At 65.7% G+C, this 24,161-nt stretch carries 16 protein-coding genes; 1 reads left to right on the forward strand and 15 read right to left on the reverse strand.

Annotated elements, in window-relative coordinates; genetic code table 11:
* Positions 1 to 7: 7 nt before the first annotated feature.
* From C4K38_RS16150 to C4K38_RS16215, 14 genes are all read right to left on the reverse strand, one after another.
* The gene (locus C4K38_RS16150; RefSeq protein ID WP_053279257.1) at positions 8 to 1,039 is read right to left on the reverse strand and encodes a FecCD family ABC transporter permease; all 1,032 of its coding nucleotides are present in this window, start codon (positions 1,037 to 1,039) and stop codon (positions 8 to 10) included.
* Positions 1,032 to 2,027, reverse strand: a complete 996-nt coding sequence (locus C4K38_RS16155) for a FecCD family ABC transporter permease (protein WP_053279258.1) — start codon at positions 2,025 to 2,027, stop codon at positions 1,032 to 1,034. The genes C4K38_RS16150 and C4K38_RS16155 overlap by 8 nt, the downstream gene beginning before the upstream one ends.
* On the reverse strand, positions 2,024 to 2,917 hold the full coding sequence (locus tag C4K38_RS16160; RefSeq protein ID WP_053279259.1) for an ABC transporter substrate-binding protein: 894 nt from the start codon (positions 2,915 to 2,917) through the stop codon (positions 2,024 to 2,026). The genes C4K38_RS16155 and C4K38_RS16160 overlap by 4 nt, the downstream gene beginning before the upstream one ends.
* Positions 2,910 to 4,793: an IucA/IucC family protein gene (locus C4K38_RS16165; RefSeq protein WP_053279260.1), complete on the reverse strand. Its 1,884-nt coding sequence runs from the start codon at positions 4,791 to 4,793 to the stop codon at positions 2,910 to 2,912. The genes C4K38_RS16160 and C4K38_RS16165 overlap by 8 nt, the downstream gene beginning before the upstream one ends.
* Positions 4,794 to 4,797: 4 nt before the next feature.
* Positions 4,798 to 5,571 carry an HpcH/HpaI aldolase family protein gene (locus tag C4K38_RS16170; protein ID WP_053279261.1) on the reverse strand — a complete coding sequence of 258 codons (774 nt, stop codon included), beginning with the start codon at positions 5,569 to 5,571 and terminating at the stop codon, positions 4,798 to 4,800.
* A complete protein-coding gene (locus C4K38_RS16175) occupies positions 5,565 to 7,433 on the reverse strand; it encodes an IucA/IucC family protein (protein WP_172833176.1) in 1,869 nt (622 codons plus the stop codon). The genes C4K38_RS16170 and C4K38_RS16175 overlap by 7 nt, the downstream gene beginning before the upstream one ends.
* Positions 7,434 to 7,451: 18 nt before the next feature.
* Positions 7,452 to 8,867: a DHA2 family efflux MFS transporter permease subunit gene (locus C4K38_RS16180; RefSeq protein ID WP_053279263.1), complete on the reverse strand. Its 1,416-nt coding sequence runs from the start codon at positions 8,865 to 8,867 to the stop codon at positions 7,452 to 7,454.
* Complete coding sequence (locus C4K38_RS16185; RefSeq protein WP_053279264.1) at positions 8,864 to 10,084, reverse strand: type III PLP-dependent enzyme; 1,221 nt, start codon at positions 10,082 to 10,084, stop codon at positions 8,864 to 8,866. The genes C4K38_RS16180 and C4K38_RS16185 overlap by 4 nt, the downstream gene beginning before the upstream one ends.
* Positions 10,077 to 11,876: an IucA/IucC family protein gene (locus tag C4K38_RS16190; RefSeq protein ID WP_053279265.1), complete on the reverse strand. Its 1,800-nt coding sequence runs from the start codon at positions 11,874 to 11,876 to the stop codon at positions 10,077 to 10,079. The genes C4K38_RS16185 and C4K38_RS16190 overlap by 8 nt, the downstream gene beginning before the upstream one ends.
* A 222-nt stretch (positions 11,877 to 12,098) precedes the next feature.
* Positions 12,099 to 13,475, reverse strand: coding sequence for a diaminobutyrate--2-oxoglutarate transaminase (locus C4K38_RS16195; RefSeq protein WP_053279612.1), 1,377 nt, complete (start codon positions 13,473 to 13,475; stop codon positions 12,099 to 12,101).
* Positions 13,476 to 13,838: 363 nt separating this feature from the next.
* On the reverse strand, positions 13,839 to 16,262 hold the full coding sequence (locus C4K38_RS16200) for a TonB-dependent receptor (RefSeq protein ID WP_053279266.1): 2,424 nt from the start codon (positions 16,260 to 16,262) through the stop codon (positions 13,839 to 13,841).
* Between the two features lie 68 nt (positions 16,263 to 16,330).
* Positions 16,331 to 17,305 carry a FecR domain-containing protein gene (locus C4K38_RS16205; protein WP_053279267.1) on the reverse strand — a complete coding sequence of 325 codons (975 nt, stop codon included), beginning with the start codon at positions 17,303 to 17,305 and terminating at the stop codon, positions 16,331 to 16,333.
* Positions 17,305 to 17,814, reverse strand: a complete 510-nt coding sequence (locus C4K38_RS16210) for a sigma-70 family RNA polymerase sigma factor (protein WP_053279268.1) — start codon at positions 17,812 to 17,814, stop codon at positions 17,305 to 17,307. The genes C4K38_RS16205 and C4K38_RS16210 overlap by 1 nt, the downstream gene beginning before the upstream one ends.
* A 228-nt stretch (positions 17,815 to 18,042) precedes the next feature.
* A complete protein-coding gene (locus C4K38_RS16215) occupies positions 18,043 to 20,187 on the reverse strand; it encodes a phosphocholine-specific phospholipase C (RefSeq protein ID WP_053279269.1) in 2,145 nt (714 codons plus the stop codon).
* Between the two features lie 290 nt (positions 20,188 to 20,477).
* Here C4K38_RS16215 and C4K38_RS16220 point away from each other — a divergent pair, with 290 nt between their 5' ends.
* Entirely contained in the window at positions 20,478 to 23,186 is a 2,709-nt protein-coding gene (locus tag C4K38_RS16220) for a patatin-like phospholipase domain-containing protein (RefSeq protein ID WP_053279270.1), read from the forward strand.
* Between the two features lie 43 nt (positions 23,187 to 23,229).
* On the opposite strand, the gene C4K38_RS16225 is transcribed toward C4K38_RS16220, so the two are convergent.
* Complete coding sequence (locus C4K38_RS16225) at positions 23,230 to 24,135, reverse strand: helix-turn-helix domain-containing protein (RefSeq protein ID WP_053279271.1); 906 nt, start codon at positions 24,133 to 24,135, stop codon at positions 23,230 to 23,232.
* Between the last annotated feature and the right edge of the window lie 26 nt (positions 24,136 to 24,161).

Here is a 24,161-nt window from a genome sequence, read left to right on the forward strand (position 1 = left end):
GAATTCCTTAGTGCCGCTGGTTGATCAAAAGATAAAGAAAGAACGGCGTGCCCAGCACCGCGACAAAGATCCCCGCCGGCAGATCCAGGGGCAGGAACAGGGTGCGCCCGATCAGGTCGGCCAGCATCACCAGGTTGGCGCCGACCAGCGCCGCCATCACCGCCTGCCCGGCAAACCCCGGGGCCACCAGGCGCTTGGCGATATGCGGCGCGATCAGCCCGACAAAGGCAATCGCCCCGCCCCAGGCCACCGCCGCCCCGGCCAGGGCCACGCTCACCAGCAGCAGGCCGGCGCGCAGCCACTGTACCCGCACACCGATGCCCTGGGCCAAGGCATCGTCCAGTTGTTGCACCCGCACCTGGCGCGCCAGCCACACCAGCAACGGCAGGATCGCCAGCAGCCAGCCGCCCAGGGCCCGCGACTCCGGCCAGCTGGCGCCGTAGACGCTGCCGGTGAGCCAGACATAGGCCGACAAGGTGGTGGTCAGCGGGCTGAACACCAGGACAAAGGTGGTCACCGCCGCCAGCAGCGCCGATACGCCGACGCCGATCAGCACCAGGCGCAGCGGCGACGTGCCCTGCTTCCAGGCCAGCAGATAAATGGCCAGGGCCGCCAATCCAGCGCCGAGCATCGCCGCCAGTGGCAAGAACTGCGGGCCCAGCAGCAGGGAAAAGAACGACAGGTACAGCACCGCCGCGGCACTGGCGCCGCTGGTGATACCCAGCAGATCGGGGGACGCCAGCGGGTTGCGGATGATGCTCTGCAAAATCAAGCCGGACACCGCCAGCGCCGCGCCCACCAGGGCCGCCAGCAGCAGGCGCGGCAGGCGCAGTTGCTCGACGATAAACAGCAGGCGCTCGTCGCCGCCGTGCCACAGCAGCTCCAGCACGGCCACCGGCGACAGCTTGAGCTTGCCCAGGGACAAGGCGCCGAGCATCACCAGCGCCGTCACCAGCACGGCCAGCAACAGCCGCCCCAGGGTCGCCAGGTCGATACGCCGCGAGAAACCGGCGCTGCGCAGGGTCAGGGTATTACTCATAACGACCTCCACGGCGCGCCAGGAAAATAAAGAACGGCGCGCCGAACAAAGCGGTCATCACCCCCACCGGCACCTCCTGCGGCAGGATCACCAGGCGCCCCAGGGTGTCGGCCAGCAGCAGGAGGATCGCCCCCAGCACCGCGCAGCCCGGCAGCAACCAGCGATGGTCGATGGACAGGCTCTTGCGCACCATGTGCGGCACCAGCAGGCCAATGAAACCTATGCTGCCCGCCAGCGCCACCGCACTGCCGGCCAGGCAGATGATCAGCACGCTCATCAGCCAGCGGATCAAGCCGGTGCGCTGCCCGAGGCCAATGGCGATGGCTTCGCCGGCGTTGAGCACATTGACCTGCCCGGCCAGCAGCAACGACCCCAGCAAGGTCAGCGAGACGCCCACCAGCAGCGGCGCGGCAGGTGCCAGGTCACGCTCGGACAGCGACCCGGCGAGCCAGAACAGCACGGTGTCCAGCCCCTCCTCGTTGACCACCAGCAACGCCTGGCTGAAGGCGGAAAACAACGCGGTGATCGCCGCCCCGGCCAGGACGATGCGCAGCGGGTTGAGGCTGCCCTGCCCGCGATTGCCGATCAGCCACACCAGGCTGCCGGCCAGCGCGGCACCAATAAAGGCGCACCACAACCACTGGTTCATGGACGACAGGGCAAACAGCGACGAGCAGAGGATGATCGCGAAGGTCGCCCCGGCGTTCACCCCGAACAGCCCCGGCGACGCCAGCGGATTGCGGGTCAGCGCCTGCATCAGCGCCCCCGCCACCGCCAGGCTCGCGCCCACGGCGACGGCGACGGCCATCAGGGTGCGCGCCAAGCGACTGTTGAAGATCAACTGCTGGCCGGCGCTCAGGCTGTCCGGCTGTAACAGGCCCTGGAGCAGTTGCGAGGGTTCGATCCAGGTCGCCCCGGCCGCCAGGCTCAGGCCAACGCACAGCAGCAGGACGACAAACGCCAAGCCGAGTTTCAGGCCACGACTCATGAAGGCGCCACCAGGCGGGCAATGTCATCGAGCATCAGGTTGGCCCCGAGGATCCCGCCGGAGAAACTCCAGGCGATGCCATCGACCCGCCACACCTGGCCCTGTTGTACGGCGTGCAACTGTTGCCAGAAGGGGTAATGCACCAGTTGCTCATAGTTGCGCTGTACCGCCGGACTGTCCGCGCGCTGGAAAACGAAAAACAGGTCGGCATCGACCACGGGCAAGTTCTCCTTGCTGGTGAGTTTCAAATAGGTGCCCCGGGCTTCACGGGCGATCGGGCTCCAGGCGAAGCCCAGTTCGCTGAGCACCGAGCCGGCGAAGCTGCCCGGCAGGAAACTGCGGATATGGTCCTCGCGCACGTCCAGCACCGACACCGTCAGCGGCCAGCGCCCGCCCATCTGCGCCTGTAACTGCTCGCGCAGTTTCGCCACCCGCTGCTGCCATTGCCCCAGCAGGCTGCTGGCCTGCTGTTGCCGGTTCAGGGCCGCGCCCATCAGCGCCAGGGTGCGCTTGAACTCGAAGACTTCCTCGAGCATCAGCACTGTGCCCATGCGTTCGAGCAGCGGCGCGATGCGCTGGTGGCGAAAGCGTGAGGCGACTATCACGTCCGGCTCCAGCAGCACGATGTCCTCCAGGCTGGGCTGGGTTTCCAGGCCAACCTGGGGGACATTCGCCAGCGCCGGGCGCAGGTAGCGGAAGGTCGGTTTCTCGCTCGACGACTCCACCACGCCGCAGGGCGTCACGCCCAGCGCCACGGCACTGTCGGTGGCGCCCTGGAACAGGGTGACCAGGCGCAGCGGTTCGGCGCGGGCGATCTGCGGCAATGCCAGCAGCCCCAGGGACAGGCGCAACAGCGTGCGCCTGCAAGGATGGAGCAGCGGATCAGGCATCGGCGGCCAGCCGCTGGAACGGGTTGACCACTTCGCCCTTGCCGAACGGCATGCTGCCCGGGCCGCCGGCGCGTTCGATCATCGGCGTCAGCAGCAGCTTCTGCGGCCAACGCGGCGCTTCGAACAGCTGGTGCCTGATCATCGCCCGCGCCTCGTCGTCGAAGTCGATGCTCTGCAGCAGCCCGTCCAATACCTGGCGCAAGGCGCTCCACAACTCGGTCGCCGGCACTGCGTAGACCTGGGCCAGGGTGTCGATGATCGCCCGCACGTTGACCTGGATCGCCAGGGTTTGCAGCCAGAACAGCAGGTCCTCGGGACGCTGGTGGTAGAGGGTGTTGGCGTGGCCTTTCTTGATCCGGTATTGCGGGTCGGCCATGCCATTGCGCTCCAGCCATGGCACGAAGATCCGCAGCGAATCGTGGTCGCGCAGCAGCAGGCCCTGGGCCTGGCCGGCCTTCCACACCAGCACCGCATTCTGCCCGTGCACCTCGCCGAGCATGCCGAGGCGGAACATGCGCAGGTTGACGTCGAAGAAGCGCTGGCACAGTTCGCTGAACAGGGTCAGCACCGAAGCCTGAGTCACTGGCAGTTGGCGGTACTGCATCCACTCATCGAAGAAGTGCCGGTTGCTGCCGGGCAATGGCGTGCCCAGGGCGGCCATCGGCAGCAGGCGGCAGTCCGGGTCGTCGAGCAAGGCTTGCGGGTAACCGCGGACCATCGCCGACAGGTGCCGCGGCGCCTCGTCGAACAGGGTCGCCTGGGGCGGCATGAAGGCCCACCACTTGCTCTCGTCGCACAGGTGCAGGCTCTGTTCCAGCACCGGGTCGAGGCGCCGCACCTGATGCAGCAACGCCTCGCTGAGGCCGCCGTTGATCATCTTCACCGCCGGCAGGTAACGCGAGGCGCCCAGGGAATAGATAGCCATGGGCAGCTTCAGGTAGTCGGCGCTGGGGAAGCACGGCGTCATCGAACGCAGCGACGAGGTGGCGAACACCGTGGCTTCGCTGAAGTCCAGGCGCTGGCAGTCGCCACGGGCAAAGGCATCGCCCAGCTGCGCCTGCAACACATGCTCGAACTGCCACGGGTGTACCGGCAAGGCTACGTGGCTGTCACCGATACCGCGCTCGCGCAGCTCCCCGGCCAGGCGTGCCTGCAAGGCTTCGGGCAACAGGTAGCGCGCCGGGTAGACCTGCTCCAGGTCCGCCACGCCCTCGCCGCATTGCAAGAGGCTCTTGTGCACCGCCACCCAGTTCAGCGCCACCGGCTGGGCGAACTCGGCCTGGTACTGCTGGTATTCGGCCTGCAGCAAGCCCTGCTTGGCCTTGGCCAGCGGGTGGTACGGGCGATCGCGCAGCGAAGCCCACTGCTCCATGGTGCGCAAGAAGGTGGCGCCGTCCTGGGCCATCAGGCCCTGGTGGTCGACCCGATGCTCCAGGGACAGGGCGGTCTGCCAGACGCTGATATGCAGCACTTCGAGGAACAGCGTCAGGCCCTTTTCGTTGTCCTGGAAACGCGGGCCCATGCCGGTGAACACCCGGCGCATGAAGTCCACCGGAGTCAGCGCGGTCCAACGCTGCTCCTGGCGGGCCAGAACCTGCGTGCCCGGGACCTTTTCCCACTGCTGGGTAATGCCCGGGCGCAGGGCGATGCTGATGAAGCGCTGTTCCTGGGCATCGCAGCACCATTCCCAGATTCGCTGCCGGGCATCCATGCCTTCAAGGGTTGGGGCTTCGAGGGCCGGGGCTTCAGGATGGGCCTGGCACCATTGGCTGGCCGTCAGCAGCGGCAAGGGTTCGCGGCCAAAGAAATCTTCGGCCAGCAGGCAATCGATCAGGTCCTGCATCACCAGTTCGGCGGCCATGGTTGTGAAGTTCATCGGATCAGTTTCCTTCTAGAGAAAGGGTGGCCAACCTGGCCTGGAGAGCACGAAAGGCAATGCCGCGTTCGTCGCCGAGGACAAAGGCCCGGACCCCGCGCTCGCGCCAGCGGCCCAGGTCGCCCTGCTGTCGGGGAATGGCGCAGTACGGCACGCCGGCATGGTCCGCCGCCTGCCAGGCATCGAGCAGGGCCTGCTGGACCTGCGGCTGGTCGATCTGCCAGGGCATGCCCAGGGATTGCGAGAGGTCGGCCGCGCCTTCGAGGATCATGTCCAGGCCCGGCACCGCGGCGATCTGCGCGGCGTTGCGCACGCCGGCGGCGCTTTCGATCATCGCCACCAGCATGATCTGTTCGTTAGCCTCGGCCACGTACTGCGCCAGGCTGTGCTTGCCGAAACTGCCGGGGCGCCCGGCGTTGAGGCTGCGCTGGCCCAGCGGGTGGTATTTGCAGGCGGCAATCGCCGCCTGCAACTGTTCGGCGGATTCGATCATCGGCAGCACGATGCCCTGGGCGCCGCCGTCGAGCAGGCGCAGCAGGGTCTTGGGATTGAGGTCGGCGACCCGCACCAGCGGCGTCAGCTCGTAGGCCTCTGCCGTGCGGATCATGTGCTCGACGGTTTCCGGATTGATCAGCACGTGCTCCATGTCGATGATCACGAAGTCGAACCCGGCCTCGGCGATCAGCTCGATGGCCGCCGGCGCCGGGATCGAGCTGATCAGCCCGTACACCGCCTGCCCGGCCGCCAGTTTGCGTTTCAGCTGGTTGCTTCTCAGCATGCTTGCGGCCTGTAGGCATGGAGTGGATTGGGCACCGACTTGAAGCGCCGTTCACCGTCGCCCAGCAGGCGGCGCTTGGTCAGCTCTTCCACCTCGTAGCTCGGCGCGAACACGTCGAACAGGCCGAAACGGTCGCGGTGCTGGGGATGGGCGTTCTGGTAGTCGAGGATCACCTCAGCGGTCATCTGCCAGAACTGGCCTTCGTCGAGCTGGTAGTGCTGGCGCAGGAAGATCGCCATCTCCGCCAGGCAGATGAAGAAGAAACAGTCGCAGGAGAAATCCCGCACCGCGTTGACGTCATCGGTGAGGATGAAGGAATTGCGGTTGAGCTTGGCGTGGCTGGCCGGCAGCGGCACCAGCTCCGGGCACAGCTCGGGGCGCGCCAGGTGCGCCGGCGAGTAGCGCACGCCGTCGTGGAAGTCCTTGAGGGCGATGCGCTGCGGCCAGCCCTGCTTGACGATCAGCACGATGTTCTGGCCGTGGGATTCCATGCCGATGCCTTCGGCGTAGAGCATGTGGATGATCGGCGGCACCGTCACCTGCAACAGCTGGCGGGTCCAGGCCTGCAGCCCGTACTGCTTGATCCAGGCGTCGATGAAGGGCAGCTGCAGCCCGCTGGCGTAGCGGTTCTCCACATGGCTCAGGCCGTTGAACGGCACCGCCTGTTCGTCCGCCTTCAGGTAGTGGTGGATGCTTTCGCGCCAGATCGCCCCCAGGGTGCCGTAGGCCTGGGGCCCACGGGATTGTGGAAGGTGCTGGTAGTCGAAGCTGACCCCGGCCACTTCGCCGAGGATCACGAAATCCAGCTGGCGCGCGGTGCTGTCGCTGGTGATCAGCTGTTGCAGCCAGTCGGTGATGATCGGCCCGTTCATCACCGTGTGCCGAGCCAGGATGCGCGTGCTGGAAGTGTTGGTCATGCTCATGGCCAGCTTGACGTAGGGCCGCTCCTTGGCCGTGGCGTTGGCCAGGGTGCGGATCGACTGCTGGGCCTTGTACTGGTCGTCCGAGGTGCCGAGGTAGATCAGCTCGCCGCTGAGCAACTCCGGGTAGAAGGTCGAGACAATCAGGTTTTCCCACTGCCACGGGTGGACCGGCAGCAGCTGGTAGTCGTCCAGCGCCCTGCCCTGGCTGGCCAGTTGCTGCTCGACCTGCTGCCAGCGATCGGCGCCCAGCTCCTGGCGGATAAAGGCTGGGAAATCGAGTTTTTGCGAATGGTTGAACGAGGCGCGGTTACGCGCCACCGCCAGCCACACCACGGCGATTGGCGTGGCGAACTCTGGGCCGTAGGCCTGGTTGTCGGCCAGGGAAAAACCGATGCGCGACTTGTAGCACGGGTGATAGCTGTGGGCGTCCATGAAGTGCTGCTCCAGGGCGTCCACGTCCAGCTGGTGGGCCGGCTTTTCGGCCTGGTAACCCTGGCTGCGGGCTTGCAGGTCCTTGAGCTGGGTCTGCTCCAGTTCCTGGATGAAGCGCCCCAGGTGCGGGCTGTCCTGGTAGTCGCCGAGCAGTTCGGCCAGGGCCTGGTGCAGGTCCGGTACGCTGCGCTGGCCGCGGCTGTCGAGGCGCTCCAGGCTGGCGGAATCGAGGCGGATCAGCTCGAAGCTGGCGCTGAGCAGGCCGTTGCAGTGGTATTCCACCCGCTCCTGCCGGCCATCGACGCCGAGCACCACAAAACGCCGCTGGCCGTCTTCCAGCGGCTGGCTGTCGAACGGCAGCACGCCTTCGTACAACAGGGCCTGCAACAGCTGGCCGACCACCCGCTGCTGCACTTTTTCGTCGATACGCCCATCCACCCTGGCCAGCCAGGCGCCGGGGCCGGAGTGCGGGCTTGAGGTTGTCGAGATTGCAGTCGCCATGTTCATACCTTGTGCAAAGAAGGGTTAACGGTGTTCGAGGGCGCCGGGCACTGCCTCGGCGGTCTCGTCGGAAAGGGGGAAACGCCAGGCACAGGGCAGTGCCAGCAGGATCAGCAGGCCGGTGACCACGAACACTTCGCTGATGGCTCCGGACATGTTCGCCTGGGCCTGCACGCCGCCGTCGACAAGGCGGAACTCCAGCCACAGCGAGGCGATGACGATGGCCAGGGACGACACCAGGCGCCGCGAGATGTTGTTCATCGCCGCGCCCTGGGTGACCATCGGCTCGGGCAAGGCATTCAGCCCGGCGGTGGTCACCGGCATGTAGGACAGGCCCAGGCCGGCGCCGCGCAGCATCATCAACACGAACACCAGGCCGATCGCCGCATCGGCCCGGAGCAGGCCCAGGGCCAGGGTCGACAGGCCGGTCAGCAGCAAGCCAACGGACACCACCAGCCGCGGCCCGTGGCGATCCAGGGCGCTGCCGCCCATGCGCCCGAACAGGCTGGCGAATACCGCGGTGCACAGCAGCGCCAGGCCGGTCCAGATGGCGCTGTAGCCGAGCACCGTCTGCACCAGCAACGGCAGCAGCACCAGGCACTCAAACATGCCCACCGACTGCACCACGGCGATGATCACGCTCAGGCGATAACCGCGCAGGGCGAAGATCCGCAGGTTGAGCAGCGGCGCCTCGCGGCGCAGCTCCAGGCGGACAAAGGCCACCAGACACAGCAGCGCCACCAGCAGCATGCCCAGGTTTAACGGGTCCACCAGCCCGGCGGCGTGGTGCAGGCGGCTGATGGCGATCATCAGCAGGCCGATGCCCGAGGCGATCAGCAGGTAGCCGGTCAGGTCGAACGGCTTGCGTTCGGCCGGCTCGGCAGCCGGCAGTACCGCGAGGCCCATCAGCAGCGCGACAACGCCGATCGGCACGTTCATCAAAAACAGCGAACGCCAGCTGAACCACTCCAGCAGCAGGCTGCCGCACAGCGGGCCCACCGCCGGCGCGAGCATCACCGCCGCGCCCCACAGGCCGGTGACCCGGCCGCGCTCGTCCTTGGCGTACACCGAGAAGATGATCGCCAGGGACAGCGGAATCATCAGCCCGCTGGCGATGCCCTGCACCACCCGCGCAGTGATCACCAGGGCAATCGAATCCGCCAATGCACCGAGCAGCGAACCGCCGATGAACAGCGCCACGCCCCACAGGTACAGGCGCCGGCGGCCCAGGCGCTGGCTGAGGAAACTGGTGAGCGGCATGGTCATGCCCATGCTGGTCATGAAGGCCGCGACTATCCAGGTGGCCATCAGCGGGCCGATGGCGAAGGCTTCCATGAACGCCGGCAGCGCCGGGTTCAGCGAGCTGTTGTTGAGGCTGACGGTCATGGTGCCAAGCAGCACGTTGACCACCACCCAAGCGCGCGGTGCCTTGAAACTCACAGCGCAGCTCCTTCGAGCAGCTCGCCCTGACGCAGGAAGTGCTGCGCCGGCCGTGGATGACAGAGAAAGTCGGCGTGGGAAATGTTGTAGCCATAGGCCCCGGCCATGGGCAGCACCAGCAGGTCGCCGACGCTGACACCCTTGAGCGGTTGGGCCCGGCTCAGCACATCCTTGGGCGTGCACAGCTGGCCGACCACGGTCCAGGCCTGCTCCGCCGTGTGCGCCGGCTGCGGGGTGCGCGGCAGGTGAATCAGCGGGTGGTTGTGGCTCTGCGCCGCGGGCAGGCGGAACTGGTGGGTGCCGCCGCGGCACACCAGGAAATGCTCGCCATGGCTGGTCTTGGTGTCCAGCACCTCGATCACGTAGTAACCGCAGAAGGCGCTGATAAAGCGCCCGGGCTCGAAGCGCAGAATCGGCGCCTCGCTGCCCTGCTCCGCCAGCCGGCGTTCCAGGTAGCGGCACAGACGCCGCCAGTCGAACTGCTGGCCGCTGAGGTAATCGACGCCAATGCCGCCGCCGACATTCAGGTGGGTCAGTTGCTCGGGGTGCGCCGCCAGGGCCTTCCACAGCGGCCAGCGTTGCAGATAGAAATCCAGCAACTGCTCATGGCGCTCCACCGACTGCTGGTGGGACATGGCGTGCACATGGAAGCCCTTGAGGCGCAGATGGCTGGCCCGCTCGACTCTTTGCACGGCCTCGGCCAGTTCCGCCTCGTCGATGCCGAACGGCGTGGCGGTGCCGGCCATGGCCAGCCGGCTCGACTGGTTCTGCGGTAACTGCGGGTTGATGCGGATGAATACCGGCTGCACCCGCCCGGCCTCTTCGGCCAGGCGTTGCAGGCGCTCGATCTCGTTGAGGCTTTCCAGGTGCACGGCTTCCACCTGATGGGCCAGGGCCGCGCGCAGGTCGGAATCGAGCTTGCCGGGGCCGGAAAACACATAGGGCTTGCGGGTCGGACAGGCCACCACCCGCTCGATCTCGCCGCCCGAGGAAATCTCGAAACCAGTGACCAGCGGAGCCAGCGCCGCCAGCACCGGCGCTTCGCTGTTGGCCTTGATCGCGTAATACAGCTCGACCCCGGCCGGTAACACCGCCATCACCTGGCGCACATGAGCCTGTAAGGCATCCAGATCGTAGATAAAGGCCGCCAGCGGGTCGGCACTGCCGGCCCGGGCCTGGTCGATGGCGCTCAGGACCGCCTGGGACAACTCAGCCATAACGGGCCTCCTCGCTCCACGGCGAACTCAGGTTGACGTAGCCGGCCTGGCGATCGGCCTTGGCGGCCAGGCGCACCTTGAGGTTGGTCTTGCAGGCAATCGGCTGGCCGGCGATCAGCGCGTCCAGCTCCGGCGCCGGGCGCACCAGCTCGTCGCGGATGCGCCGCAGCTGCTGCTCGACCCGTTGCCACATCAGCGGCGCCAGGTGCGGGCGTTCCCAGCTCAGGGCCAGCACCGCTTCCGACAGGTTGTTGATCAGCAGGCAGTAAGTAATGCGGCTCCAGCCCTGCTCGCGGGAATACAGCAGCGACTGGCGCACCCGCGGGTGCAGGCCGACCTCGATCTGCGCCATGCCCAGTTCGTCGGTGAGCTTGACCCCCTCGAAGTCCCGTAGCAGCAACTGTTGCGGCTGGCCCTGGTCGTGGATCAGCACGCTGTTCTGCAGGTGCGGCTCCATCACCACGCCGTGGTTGAAGAACAGCGCCAGCACCGGCCGCAGCAGCAGCGCCTGGTACTGGTCGAACCAATCCACCAGTTGTTCGTCCGCCAGTTCGCTGGCGTTGAAGCCTTGCAGGAAGTCATGCACCAGCGGCCGCGAATGGATGTCGCGGGCAAACAGGGTGCCGGCCATCACGCTGCGCTCGGCGCCGGCGCTGCGGCAGAAGTTCTCCCGCAGGATTGCCCCAGTCTGTTCGCGGAACCAATGGGCATCGGCCTCGCTGGCCTGCAACGGAGCCCAGCTCATGGAGCCCGGCTCGGCCACCGCCGACAGCCCGCCAAGGGTGTCGGCCTGGGTCCGCTGCAGGCGCTGGAACAGCTGGTCGATAATCAGCGTGCTTTCCAGCTCGTACCAGGCGTTCTTGCGCACGCAATTGGTGATGCGCACGTTCAGCGAGCCCTTGATGAAGAAGTCATGGTCCTCGATGTACCAGGTGCGCATCGACGCCGTCGGGCTGGCGAGCGGCCCAGTCGGCCCGTGGTCGACCACCTCGCCCAGTTCCAGCAGGCGCTGCACCCGGCGGTCCTGCATGAACAGCTCGGCCTGCACCGGGTGCATGCAGATCATCGCGTGCCCCGGGCGCGCCCGACCCTGGTCGGCGAAACCGGCCATGACCTGCGCCTCGCTGAGGCCACTGGCGGTCACCCGCAGGCCCTGGCGCGGCACTTCGAACAGGTGCAGCGCGGTCTCGGCCTGGAATTCCGGGGCGTAGGTTTCCTGGGCCAGGTGCGCCGGCCACAGCCGCGCCTTGGGCGCCGGGTGGTTGGGATGGCCGAACCACAGGCCCTGCTCGCTGGCCAGGTAGCCGCTCAGTGGCGCCGGGCCCTGGCCGTCCATGTTGTGGGCGACGATGGCGGCGGTCAGCAACTGGCTTTGCAGCACCTGGTCCAGCAGCTCGTCGTTGCTGGCCCGGGTCATGTGCTCGCAGGCGCCGAGCAATTGTTCGACGAACTCGGCGAAGGCCAGGCAACGCCAGGTCTCGCCCTCGCGCCGGGCGTACACGTCCGACAGGTAACGGTGGCTGCCCAGGTGGTCGCGGCGATCGACCATGACGAAGAACTGCTGCCGGTTGGGCAGGTCGATGGTCAGCGGAATGCCCTTCCATTCCAGGCCGTCCAGGTAACTGCCGGGCGCAATGCCCTGCATCTGCGTCGGCCAGCTGTAACTGAGGCAGTTTTCCGGCAAGGCGAACTCTTTGATCAGGCAATTGAGCAAGGCGCGTGTGGTCGCCAGTTCACTGACCATCTTCGATAAAACATGCTTTGATAAAACATCGCGATCCGAATAATTCATAGGTGCTCCACAGTAGCCCGTGCGGTCACTGGCTGCGCAATGTCGCGGCAAATAGTTAGTTGCTCTTCGGCCACACTGAAAAGCCGACAGATACCCGTCGGACGAAATCGTCCGCTTGCACTTTCAAATAAAACTTTTCATCTGACAGTTCTTCCATCAGGAACTTAAAGTGTGAAAAGCGACACACTTTTATCGAATCCGGTTAATCCCCGGAATCGCACTTCAAGAACGGGTCTGCAATAAAGCGTCCGCCACCGCGCGGGTAAACCGCTGGATAACTTGCTGGCACTGTTCGTCGTCGATGACCAGCGGCGGCAACAGGCGAATCACGTTGCCCCGGCGTCCGCCGCGCTCCAGCAGCAGGCCCTGTTTGAAGCAGTGCTGCTGGATGGCCACGGCCAGGCTCGGGTCCGACGGGAAATGCCCGTGGCGGTCGGCCGGCTGACGCTCGTCGACGATCTCGATGCCCAGCATCAGGCCGCGTCCGCGCACCTGGCCCAAGGCCAGATAGCGCTGCTGCAAGGCCGTCAATTGCTCCTTGAGCCACTGCCCGCGGCGCTCGGCCAGGGCCGCGATGTTCTGCTCGCGCAGCACCTGCAAGGTTGCCAGGCCCGCGGCCATGGCCATCTGGTTGCCGCGGAAGGTGCCGGCGTGGTTGCCAGGCTCCCAGGCATCGAACTCGCGCTTGATGCCCAGCACCGCCATCGGCAGGCCGCCGCCCACCGCCTTGGACATGACGATCATGTCCGGCTCGATGCCGGCGTGCTCGAAGGCGAACATCTTGCCGGTGCGGGCAAAACCGGCCTGCACTTCGTCGAGGATCAGCAGGATGCCGTGCTTGCGGGTCACTTCGCGGATCGCTTGCAGCCAGCTGGCCGGCGCGCAGTTGACCCCACCCTCGCCCTGCACCGCTTCGAGAATCACCGCCGCCGGCAAGGACACGCCGCTTTCCACGTCCTCGATGAACTGGGTGAAGTAATGGGTCAGCGCCTCGATCCCGGCTTCGCCGCCGATACCCAGGGGGCAGCGGTATTCGTGGGGGTACGGCATGAACTGCACCCCCGGCATCAGGCCGGCGATGGCGTTCTTCGGCGCGGTATTGCCGGTCAGCGCCAGGGCGCCGTGGGTCATGCCGTGGTAGGCCCCGGAGAAGCTGATGACGTTGTGCCGCCCGGTGTGGGTCTTGGCCAGTTTCAGCGCCGCTTCCACCGCGTCCGCCCCGGACGGCCCGCAGAATTGCAGGCAGTAGTCGCGCCCCTGGCCCGGCAACAGGCTGAGCAGGGTTTCGCTGAAAGCGTCCTTGACCACCGTGGTCAGGTCCAGGGTGTGCATGGGCATGCCCGAGGCCAGGAAGCTGTCGAGGCTGGCCATGATCGTCGGGTGGTTGTGCCCCAGGGCCAGGGTGCCGGCGCCGGCCAGGCAGTCCAGGTAGGTCTTGCCTTCGACGTCGGTGACCCAGACCCCATGCGCCTTGGCGATGGCCAGCGGCAACTTGCGCGGATAACTGCGCACATTGGATTCGAACTTGCCTTGTCTGGCCAGATAGTCGGCATTGGTCTTTTGCAGAGGACTAGTGCGCAATATGCCATCATTCAACATCTGTTCACCCTCGTTAAATTCGACATGCAAATTATTATCATTAATAAAAAGGCGCAACTGCTTATTCAAACTTATTTGGAATATTCACATACCGCTTTCGGATATAAGTTAAATATTACGCGCACACCAAGAGCCAAGTTGATAAACCTGGAAAAAGTCATTAATGACGCCATGAGTTCGCCATGTTATTGCCATCTTTCTGACAACTTCGTTAGTTGCCATTAAATGGCCAATACCTCATTCAAGAGGCGGGCAAGTTCATCATGTAATAACGGGCATACATCCTTCCTCGACCGGAAGCCGGTCATGGTCGATCAACACAGCGGTGCGCCCTTCCCTGTGGCGCCTGCCTGCGTCGTTTTCTCAGAAACCCAGAGTTGCCGAGAGCAACAGGGTCCGTGGCGTCGCCAGGGTCAACCCCGGCTCGCTGTCATCCGAGGCCCCGGCCGAACTCCAGTAACGCTTGTCCAGCACGTTCTCGACATTGGCCCGCAAGGTGATGTCCTTGTCGTCGAGCTTGAATGCGTAGCGCGCACCCAGGTCGAAACGTTCCCAGGAGTCGATTTCCTTGCTGTTGGCCTGGTCCAGGTACTGCGAGCTGGAATAGATGCCGCGCGCGGTCAGGGTCAGGCCCTGGACCTTCGGCACATCCCATTCGGCCCCCAGGTTGACGTTGTACTTCGGCGTGGCCGGCGCGCGGTTGCCGTCGTAGGTGCCGTTGGTGGTGTCCTTCAGTTCGCTGTCGATGTACATCACCCCGCCCAGCAGGCGGAAGCCCTTGAGCGGCTCGCCGAACACGCTCAATTCCACACCGTCGTTCTGCCGTTTGCCGTTCGGGCCGAAGACCCGGGTGGTGGCGTTGGTTTCATAGGCCGGCTGCTTGATGCGGAACACCGAGGCGGTCAGGGCGAATGCCCCGGCGTCGTACTTGGCGCCGGCCTCGACCTGGCGGCTGATGAACGGCGGGAAGATTTCGTCTTCGTTGATCGAGGTCGACGGCGCGATCTTGCCCTGGCTCAGGCCTTCCATGTAGTTGACGTACAGCGACAACTGATCGGTGGCCTTGAACAGCAGGCCACCCGAAGGCGAGACCTTCTCCTCGTCGTAGGCGGTGTCGCCTTTGACGCCGTCGCTCCAGTCGTCGACCTTGACCCGCTGCCAGCGCGCGCCGAGGGTCAGCAGCAGGCGGTCATCGAAGAAGCCCAGGGTGTCGGATAGCGCCACGCCGCTGAAGCGGTTCTCGGTGTAGACCTTGGGGTCGAAGCGCGTCGGCCGCGACGGGGTCGGCGTCGGCCGCGGGTTGTAGAGGTTGCTCGGGGACGCGGCATAACGCGCGCCGCCGTTTTCGAAATCCATGTAGAAGTAGCTGGCCGCCAGGTTGACCTCATGGCTCACCGGGCCGGTGTGGAACCAGCTGCGCACGCCCGCCGTGGTGGTGCGCACGTTTTCGTCGCGGGTGAAGTCGCGGGGCTGGACGCTGAAGTCGCCGGCGTCGTTGGTGATCGACACCGCATGGCGCAGGAAGTCGTGGTTGCTTTTGCGCGCGCCGACGCCGCCGTACAGCATGATCGAGTCGTTTACGTCGTATTCGGCGTTCACCGTGCCGAAGGTGTCCTTGGTCCGTGCCTTGCTCCAGGACTGCGCATAGTTGTGCCGCACATCGTCGGCGTCCGGCACCTTGGCGTTGGCGCCGATCTGCACCCGCTCCTGGGGCGCGTCGGTATCGCGCTCGGTGTGGCCGATGTCGGTCGACAGGCGCAGGCGCTCGCCGCGGAAGTCCAGGCCCAGCACCGCCATCTCGCGATCGACGCTCTGGTGATCCCACTTGGTGTCGCCGGACTGCTTGACCGCGTTCAGGCGCACACCAAATTTGTTGTCCTCGCCGAAGCGCCGGCCGATGTCCACCGCGCCGCCGACCTGGCTGTCGGAGGCGTAGCTGCCGGTGAATTCGGTGATCGGCTTGTCGGTGGCGCGCTTGGGCACCACGTTGATCCCGCCGCCGACGCTGCCCCGCGGCGAGATGCCGTTGATCAGCTGGGTCGGGCCCTTGAGGATGTCCACGCGGTCGGCCATTTCCATGTCGATGGTGTAGGTCGGCAGCACGCCGTACAGGCCGTTGTAGGCGACATCGCTGTTGAACAGGCTGAAGCCGCGGATAGTGAACTGCTCGTAGCGGCCGCCCGCCGGGTTGGTGGCGCGCACCGAAGGGTCGCTGGCGATCAGGTCGCCGAGGGTCCGCGCCTGCTGGTTCTTCACCGCCTCGCTGGTGTAGGTGGTCATGCTGAACGGCGTTTCCATGAAGTCCTTCGAGCCCAGCAGGCCTTGGGAGCCACGGCGCGCCACCTGGCCGCCGGCGAAGACGTCGCTGTCGGTCGCGCCGCTGGCGCCGAGAATCGAGGTCGGCGCCAGTTGCAGGCTGCTGCCTTGTGGCGCCGGGGTCAGGATGTAAGCCTGCTCACCCACCGGTTGCAGTTGCAGGCCGGAACCCTGCAGCAAGCGGGCAAAGCCCTCTTCCACCCCATACTCGCCGGACAGGCCGCTGCTGTTGCGACCGCTGACCAATTGCGGGTCCACCGACAGGTTGACCCCCGCCAGGCCGGCGAAACGGGTCAGCGCGGCGCTCAGCGGGCCGGCCGGCACCTGGTAGCTGCGCCGCGCGGCGTCGGCCGCCCAGCTGGCCTGGATAAGCAACGGACTGGAACTCAGGGTCAGCATGAGGCCCAAATGCAACAACGGACGCAGGCCCGGCGAAACCGGGCGCAAACGGAAAGGCAATACTGCGGGCATGGGAGGAAGCTCTCGTTTTTTGTTCACTTACCTGGAATGACCGGCGAGGCGAAAAAAAGGGACAGGCTTCAGCCAATATTTTTTGGCGGGGTGTTTTTCGGCTGGTTTTTCTGCGGGATCAGCGTCACCCAGTAGCGGGTGCGCGAATGCACTTGCACGGGCAGGCTGGCGGCCAGCAGCGACAGCACGCGGTCGGTGTTGTCGAGACGGAAGCTGCCGGTGACGCGCAGGGCTTCCAGTTCCGGCTCCCAGCGCAGCAGGCCCGGACGATAGCGACTCAGCTCGCGCAGGAAATCCCCCAGGGGCTGGTTCTGCGCCATCAGCACGCCGTCGCGCCAGCCCGGCAGCTGTGCGTCGAAGGCGTCGATCTGCCCGGCGCCCTCCGCCCGCAGCCGGACCCGCTGGCCTTCGCGCAACACCAGTTGCGGCCCGAACAAGGGTTGCAGCTGCACCGAGCCGCTGACCACCGACACCCGGCAATCGTGCTCGTTGAGGCGCACGCAGACTTCGCTGCGGCTGACGATGATGCGGCCATAACGCGCCTGGATGGTCAGCGGCGCGCTGCCCGCCACCTTGAGCGCCATCTCACCGCGCACCAGGGTCAGCTGTCGGGCGCCCAAGTCGACGTTGACCGCGCTGGCGGTGTTCAACTGCAAGGCACTGCCATCGGCCAGGGATAATTTGCGGTGTTCGCCGGTGCTGGTCTGCAGGTCGGCGCGCCACACGTCCAGCGGCAACTGGCGCCCCAGCAACCAGGCGGTCGGCACCAGCGCGGCGACGCCGAGGGCGCGCTTGAGTACCGCGCGCCGCGACGGGTCGGGACGATCCAGGGTGGCCAGCGCCAGGGCCGAAGGCAGCGCGGAGAAACGCTGGCGCAGCAGCTGCGCCTTCTGCCAGGCGCTTTCGTTCTGGCTGTTGCTGTTGCGCCAGTGCTGCAGGCGGGCGTGATCGTCGGCGTTGGCCGCGCCGGACTCCAGCAGCGCCAGCCACTGGGCCGCCGCGCGGGCCACTTCACGGGTTTCGCTGGACGGCGCCGAGCGCATCACAGCTCCACCAGCAGGCAGTGTTCGTAGGCCTCGGCCATGTAGCGCTTGACGGTGCGTTCCGAGACGTCGAGGCGTTCGGCGATCTCGCGGTAGCCCAGCCCTTCCAGCTGGCTCCAGAGAAACGCCCGGCGCACCACGGGCGCAAGGCCGTCGAGCAGTTCATCGAGGGCTTGCAGGGTTTCCAGCAGCACCCAGCGCTGTTCCGGGGACGGCACGCTGTCTTCGGGCAGGCTGGCCAGCGCGTCCAGGTAGGCCTGTTCGAGTTTGCGCCGGGTGTAGAAGTTGCTCAGCAGGCGCTTGCCCACGGTCACCAGGTAGGCCCGCGGTTCGCGCAGGTCGACCAGTTGCTGGGAGCTGGTCAGCACGCGCAGGAAGGTGTCCTGGCTCAGGTCCGCCGCATCCCAGGCGTTGCCCATGCGCTGGCGCAACCAACTCTCGAGCCAGCTTCGATGATCGCGGTACAGGGCATCCAGGCTTTGCTCCGGTGGCGTCGCTGCTTCAATCATGTCAAGAGCCCTGCGCGAAGGATTATTCAAATGAGACTGATTCTAATTAATATTCATAAGGCAAACCAAGTCCTTTCGTGTGATTCGCTTGTAGTTTTCATCTGACGGGGAAAATCGGCGGGTGCTCTGGAACCATGGTCCCAGGGGCATGCAGCGTTCCAGGCGCCTGGCCTGGCGGGGAGCTGAAACGGTGCCCGGCCCCTTGCGGGCCGGGCACGGGTACGCGGCTTACACGCCCATCAACGGGTCGCTGATGCTGTGGGCCCCGGTTTCCAGGCGCCCGGCCAGGCGCCGCAGCCAGCCGCCCTCGGCGCGCAGGGTCAGGTCGTACCAGCCGCCGCTGGCCTGGCAGGCGAACATCTGGTGGATCTCGCTGCGCCCTGGCACATCGAAACGCCACGGCCCCTGATGGGTGTAGGGGCAACGGTCGATGGTGATCGACACCGGCTCCTTGCTCGGGTTGCTCAAGGTCAGCTGCAGGTTGTTGCCGCGGCTGAACGTCGACACCTCGGGCTGACGCAGCAGCAGGTTGCCGTGGAAGCTGCGGTGGAAACCGTTAGGCCCCAGCAGCCACAGCTTGTAGTGCCCGGCGGTCTGCCAGCTGTCCTTGAGCTGCTTGCCTGCCTCCACCGTATAACGACGGGGAACGTCCAGCAGGTGCAGGCGATCGTAGACATGGAACACCGCGCCCTGCTCGCCACTGTTCTCCAGGCTCAGGGTCAGGCTCAATGCCTTGCGCTTGGCCTTGGCCTCGACATTCAGCCGATACGGCAAGGCCCGCGACGGCCGGGCCACGCGCTGCTGCTGCGGCAATTGCTGGCGGCTGGCGTCCGGCAGCGGCACCTGGGCCAGTTGTTCCTGGCGCTGGCGCAGCAGGTCCGCGGCCTGGCGGGTGGTGGTGTGCAGCGGCGGGAGGATCTCGCTGTTGGGATTGACGAAGTTGAAGGCCGAGGTCAGGTCGCCGCACACCGCGCGGCGCCAGGCGCTGATGTTCGGCTCGCGCACGCCGAAGCGCTTCTCGAGAAATTGCAGGACCGAGGTGTGGTCGAACGCCTGGGAGTTGACCCAGCCACCACGGCTCCAGGGCGACAGCACCAGCATCGGCACCCGTGGGCCGGGGCCGTAGATGCCACCGTCCGGACGCGGTTGCTGGGTGGTCCCCGGTGGCGCCGGGTGGGTGAACACCTCACTGTCGAAATCCACCGTGGATTTGCCGGCGAAGCTGCCGTCCAGGCGTCGTGAAGGCGCCGAGGGCGACGGCACATGGTCGAAGAAACCGTCGTTCTCGTCGTAGTTGACCAGCAGCACGGTCTTGCTCCAGACCTCGGGGTTGTCGGTCAGCGCCTTGAGGATTTCCTGGGTGAACCAGCCCCCCTGCACCGGGCTCGACGGCCCCGGATGCTCGGAATAGGTGGCCGGCGCGACGATCCAGCTGACCTTGGGCAGCTTGCCCTGCTGCACGTCGTTGCGGAACCCCGCGATCATGCCCTCCAGGTCGCTGCCGCTGCGGGCCGGCAAGGTGTTGCCATTGCCCTTGTACAGCGGCACCCGGGCATTCAGCGCATCGCTGTAAGGCACGAAGGCGGTGAAGTCTTCCGGCGGCTGCGCCGGGTTGCCGGCCGCCACGCTGGCGCGGCGGTACTGGCGGAAACCGGCCAGGGGGTTGTCGCCGAAGTTGTCCGGCAGGTACTGGTAGATCTTCCAGCTGACGCCCCGCTCTTCCAGGCGCTCGGGGTAGGTTTTCCAGGTGTAGCCGACGTCCACCGCACCCGGGCCGTCCCATTCGTTGACCACCGCCGCCACGTTGGCGCCGGTCGGGCCGTTGGTGCCGGTCCAGTGGAACAGGCGGTTGGGGTTGGTCCCGGCGTGCACCGAACAGTGGTAGGCATCGCACAGGGTGAAGGTGTTGGCCAGGGCGAACTGGAACGGCAGCTCCTGCTCGCGGTAGTAGCCCATGGAGGTGTTGGTCTTGAAGGTCGGCCAGGCGCTCATGCGCCCGCTGCCCCAGGCCGCGTGCTCGTCGATCCACGAATGCGGCGTGCCGTTGACCCGCTGCGCGTTGCCCCGCGAGCTGTCCAGGTGATACGGCAGCACCACTCGCCCGACGCCCTGCTGCTCCCACACCGAACGCTTGCCGGGCAGCGGAATGGTGAAGCGGTCGCTGAAACCGCGCACCCCGGGCAAGGTGCCGAAGTAGTGGTCGAAGGAGCGGTTTTCCTGCATCAGGATCACCACGTGCTCGACATCGCGGATGGTGCCGGTGCGGTTGTTGGCGGGGATCGCCAGGGCCTGGCGGATGGAGTCTGGCAGTAAGGTAAAGGCCGATCCGATGGCGGCGGCCTGCATGAGCTTCCTGCGAGTGAGAATAGGCATACGCGGTTGAATTCCTTGAAGTTACAGGGCGGGAAATAGCGACCCACGCAAAGTAGTGACCTCAAGTAACAAGCAAGTTACACGGCGGTTGCAGGCCGGGGTCAAGGCATTCATTGATCCTGATAAAGCTGTATTAACTCTCTAAACCGATGATTTTTAATTACATTTCTAAATAAAGAATATTTCGTGAACTTCATCCCGAGTTGCTCCTTGTATTCGGAAAAATGTGACGGCGTTCTGCTTTAATCCTATTTGCACAATGCCACTACTTCAGTTTGCAAGGAGCAATCATGGACCCGACCCAGCACTACGAGGGGGAAAGGAAGCGTATCGAGAACCGCCGTACCGCATTGGGTCTCAAATACCTTCCCGCGCCGGACGGCCAACCCCTCAAGACCTGGGGGCTGGCGTTGTCCGGCGGTGGCATCCGCAGCGCCACCTTTTGCCTGGGGGTGCTGCAGGCGATGGCCCGGGCCAATGCGCCGGAACAGGCCAACCCACGAAAGTCGAGAACACCACAAGACAACCTCACCACCACCCTGCTGCCGCGTTTCGACTACCTCTCCACGGTCAGCGGCGGTGGTTATATCGGCAGTTTCTTCTCCAGCCTGTTCATCCCCAATCGCCTGCGCCGGGAGCAGGCCCAGGAGCGCGCCGAAACCTCGCACCTGTCGCCTGCCCAGCAAGCGGCCAGGACCGCGGCGGTCAACGCCTATGAGGTCCTGCGCTACGAGCCGCCGGGACGCATCAGCACCGGCATCGACTATTCCAGCGACAAAGACATCGGCAAGGGCCCCACTGCCTGGCTCCGGGAGAACGGCCGCTACCTGACCCCGACCGGCTCGGGGGACGCGCTTTACGCCCTGGCGATCACCTGGCGCAACTGGCTGTCGCTGCACTTCGTCATCGGCATGCCGATCGTCCTGCTGCTGTCGTTGCTGATGCTGTTACAGGTGAAGTACCTGCCCAATCTGTACCTGCTGCCCGGCGCGGTGTTTGTCCTCGGTTTGCTGCCCAGCTGCCTGGCCTACTGGCTGGTGCTGCCGAAAAACAGCCTGAGCAACCCTCCGGCCCTGAGCAATCTGGCGATCGCGGCCTGCACGGTGATGGCGCTGGTCTTCGTCGGCATCTGGGCGCTGCTGCATCAGTCGGACGACAGGCCGAACGTACGCTATCTGTTCTTCGGGTTCGCCGTCATCGCGCTGCTGGGCATCCTCTACGCCTGGCTGCTGGTCTGGCGCCTGAAGTACCGGACCCGCAAGGCCAACGACGAAGACGGGATCTTTACCGTGCGCAACTACCGGGTCGAGGTCACCCGGGTGCTGTCGCAGATCATCATGACCCTCGGCGCGGTGCTGTTCGCCGCGTTCCTGGTGTCGCTGTCCGAAACCATCTACCTGCACCTGCAGACCCTGACCCAGGGCACCATCGGCGTTCTCCCGGTGCTGATCTGGCTGGTGCGCCGCCTGGCGCTGTCGCGGGACGAGAAGATCCTGCCGGACTGGCTGCGCCTGCTGCCCCTGGAGGTCATGAGCCTGCTGGGCGGCATGCTGTTGCTGGCGGCGGTCTGCCTGGTGTGGATGTTGTTCGTGGTGTGGGTCACCGCCGATGGCAGCTTCAATCTGCTGGAAGACGGCCATATGCTGCGGCTGGCCCTGCTGGCGGGCGTCGCGGCGGCCCTGACCTGGGTCAGCAGCCGCTTCGTCGGTTTCCTCAACACCTCGTCCTTGCAGGCCTACTACAGCGCCCGCCTGATCCGCGCCTACATGGGCGCCACCAACGGCAAGCGCTTCGATGGCACGCCCGAGCAACGACGCAAGCACATGAGCGTGGCCGAGCCGCTGAGCAACGACGACATCAGCGTCGAGCACTACTACGGCACGCCCAGCGCCGGCCCGCTGCACCTGATCAACGTGACCATGAACCTCACGGTCGACCCCGCCGAACAACTGGTGCAGCGCGATCGCAAGGGCAAGCCGCTGTGCCTGGCGCCAGGCAGTGTCAAGGGTGAAGGGACCTTTATCCTCGATGGCAAGGTCTATCAGCGCGACCTGGACAACATCCCCGCTTCGGAAATCGCCTACCCGCTGACCATCGGCCAATGGATAGGCATCTCCGGCGCGGCCTTCACCACCGGCCTGGGGCGCGCCACCAGCCTCGGCATGTCGTTGCTGCTGGGCCTGGCCAACGTACGCCTGGGCAACTGGTGGCCCAGCCGCTTCGTCGACGCGAAACAACAGGAAACCAAGGAGACCTTTGGCGCGAAAATGTCGCGCTGGCTGCCGACCCAGACCTACCTGTTCTACGAGTTGACCGCCCACTTCCATGGCCATCGGCGCGCCTATCAGTACCTCTCCGACGGCGGCCACTTCGAGAACACGGCGGCCTACGAACTGCTGCGCCAGGAGCGCCAGGTCGAACTTATCGTGATGTGCGACTGTGGCTGCGATCCCGATTACCAGTTCGACGACCTGAGCAATTTCATCCGCCTGGCGCGCATCGACCACGGCCTGGAGATCAGGGAAGACAGGCAAATCACCGAGGACGAGGTGCTGGGCAGCGTGTTCGGGCGCATGGCGCATTTCAAGACCGCGCCGTCAGAGGCGGACCGCCGCTGCGCCCTGCTGCTCGACGTCTACTCCTGCCTTGAGCCGGGCACCCTGATCAGCCGCATCCTGGTGCTCAAGCCGCGGCTGATCGCGTCGGTATCGCCGGACGTCCAGAACTACGCGCTGCTCAACAAGTCCTTCCCCAACCAGCCCACCGCCGACCAGTTCTTCGACGAAGCCCAGTTCGAAAGCTATCGCAAGCTCGGCCTGAGCATCGGCCAGGAGGTCTTCGGCAATGGGCTCAACGGCAATACCATCGCCCAGGCGCTGTGGCGCTACCTGCGCGAACACCCTACGGGCGTCGCGCACGAGGATGACCAGCCCAAGCCGCCGCGGCCGAGCCGCAATGGCCACCGCCGCCCTTCGGCAGACAGGCATCCCCCCGCATGACGCGAAATGACGATGGCCCTGCGAGCCTGCAGTCAGGAAGGCCTCAACGCTGGCCGCGGCGCAGGGTCTCGCTCGGCAGCTCCTTGAACAGCGCCCGGTAGCTGCTGGAAAACCGTCCGAGGTGCCAGAACGACCAGCGCATGGCCACCTCGGCCACGGTGGTTTCGTCCGGGCCGCGCCTGAGCAGTTCGCGGTGCGCGCTGTTCAGCCGGCGCAGGCGCAGCCACTGGGTTGGCGCCATGCCGGCGAAGGCCCTGAACGCGCCTTGCAGCTGGCGCAGGGAAACCCCGGCCACCTGCGACAATTCCAGCAGGTTGAGGCTGTCTTCCGGGCCGTCCGCCGCCCACTGGGCCACCCGCTGCATGATCGCCCGTTCCTCGGCGCGCCGGCGCAGGCCGCCGCCGTCCAGGCGCACACAGGCGTTGTCGAGGATAAACAGGCAGTCGTCGAGCAACTGCTGGGTCAGGGCTTCGCGGCTGGGTGGGTCGAGGGTCTGCGACAGGCGGGTCAGGGTCGTGCTGAGCCAGCGGCTGAACAAGGCGTTCTGCCCGCAGTTGAGCGGCGCCAGGAACAGGCCGTCGAGGCGCTGCGCGTCGAGGCCATGGCCGCGAACGAATTCCGGGCCGAACACCACGGCGATTTCCTGGTAGTTCTCCGGGGTGATCCAGATATTGCGGCTCTCGCCGTTGAGCAGGTACAGGGCGTTGTCGCTGCGATCGAAACAGAACGCCAGGGAGTCCTCGGGCGCGCTGAAATTCTGCTCGACCCGGGTGTTCATGCACTCCTCGTAGATCTGCACCCCTTGCAGGTCCAGATAACGCACCTGCCCGGCGAAATGCCCGGGCGACATCTGCTGGTAATGCTGCACCCAACCCGGGGTGGCACGGATCTGATCGGCCACATCGAAGGTGTTGAAGGCCTGGACCTGGAGAGCTGTCGACGCTGTCATAAAGGAACCTTGCGCACTCTTTTGGT

It is taken from the genome of Pseudomonas chlororaphis subsp. piscium, assembly GCF_003850345.1.
GTDB classification, from domain to species: domain Bacteria; phylum Pseudomonadota; class Gammaproteobacteria; order Pseudomonadales; family Pseudomonadaceae; genus Aquipseudomonas; species Aquipseudomonas piscium.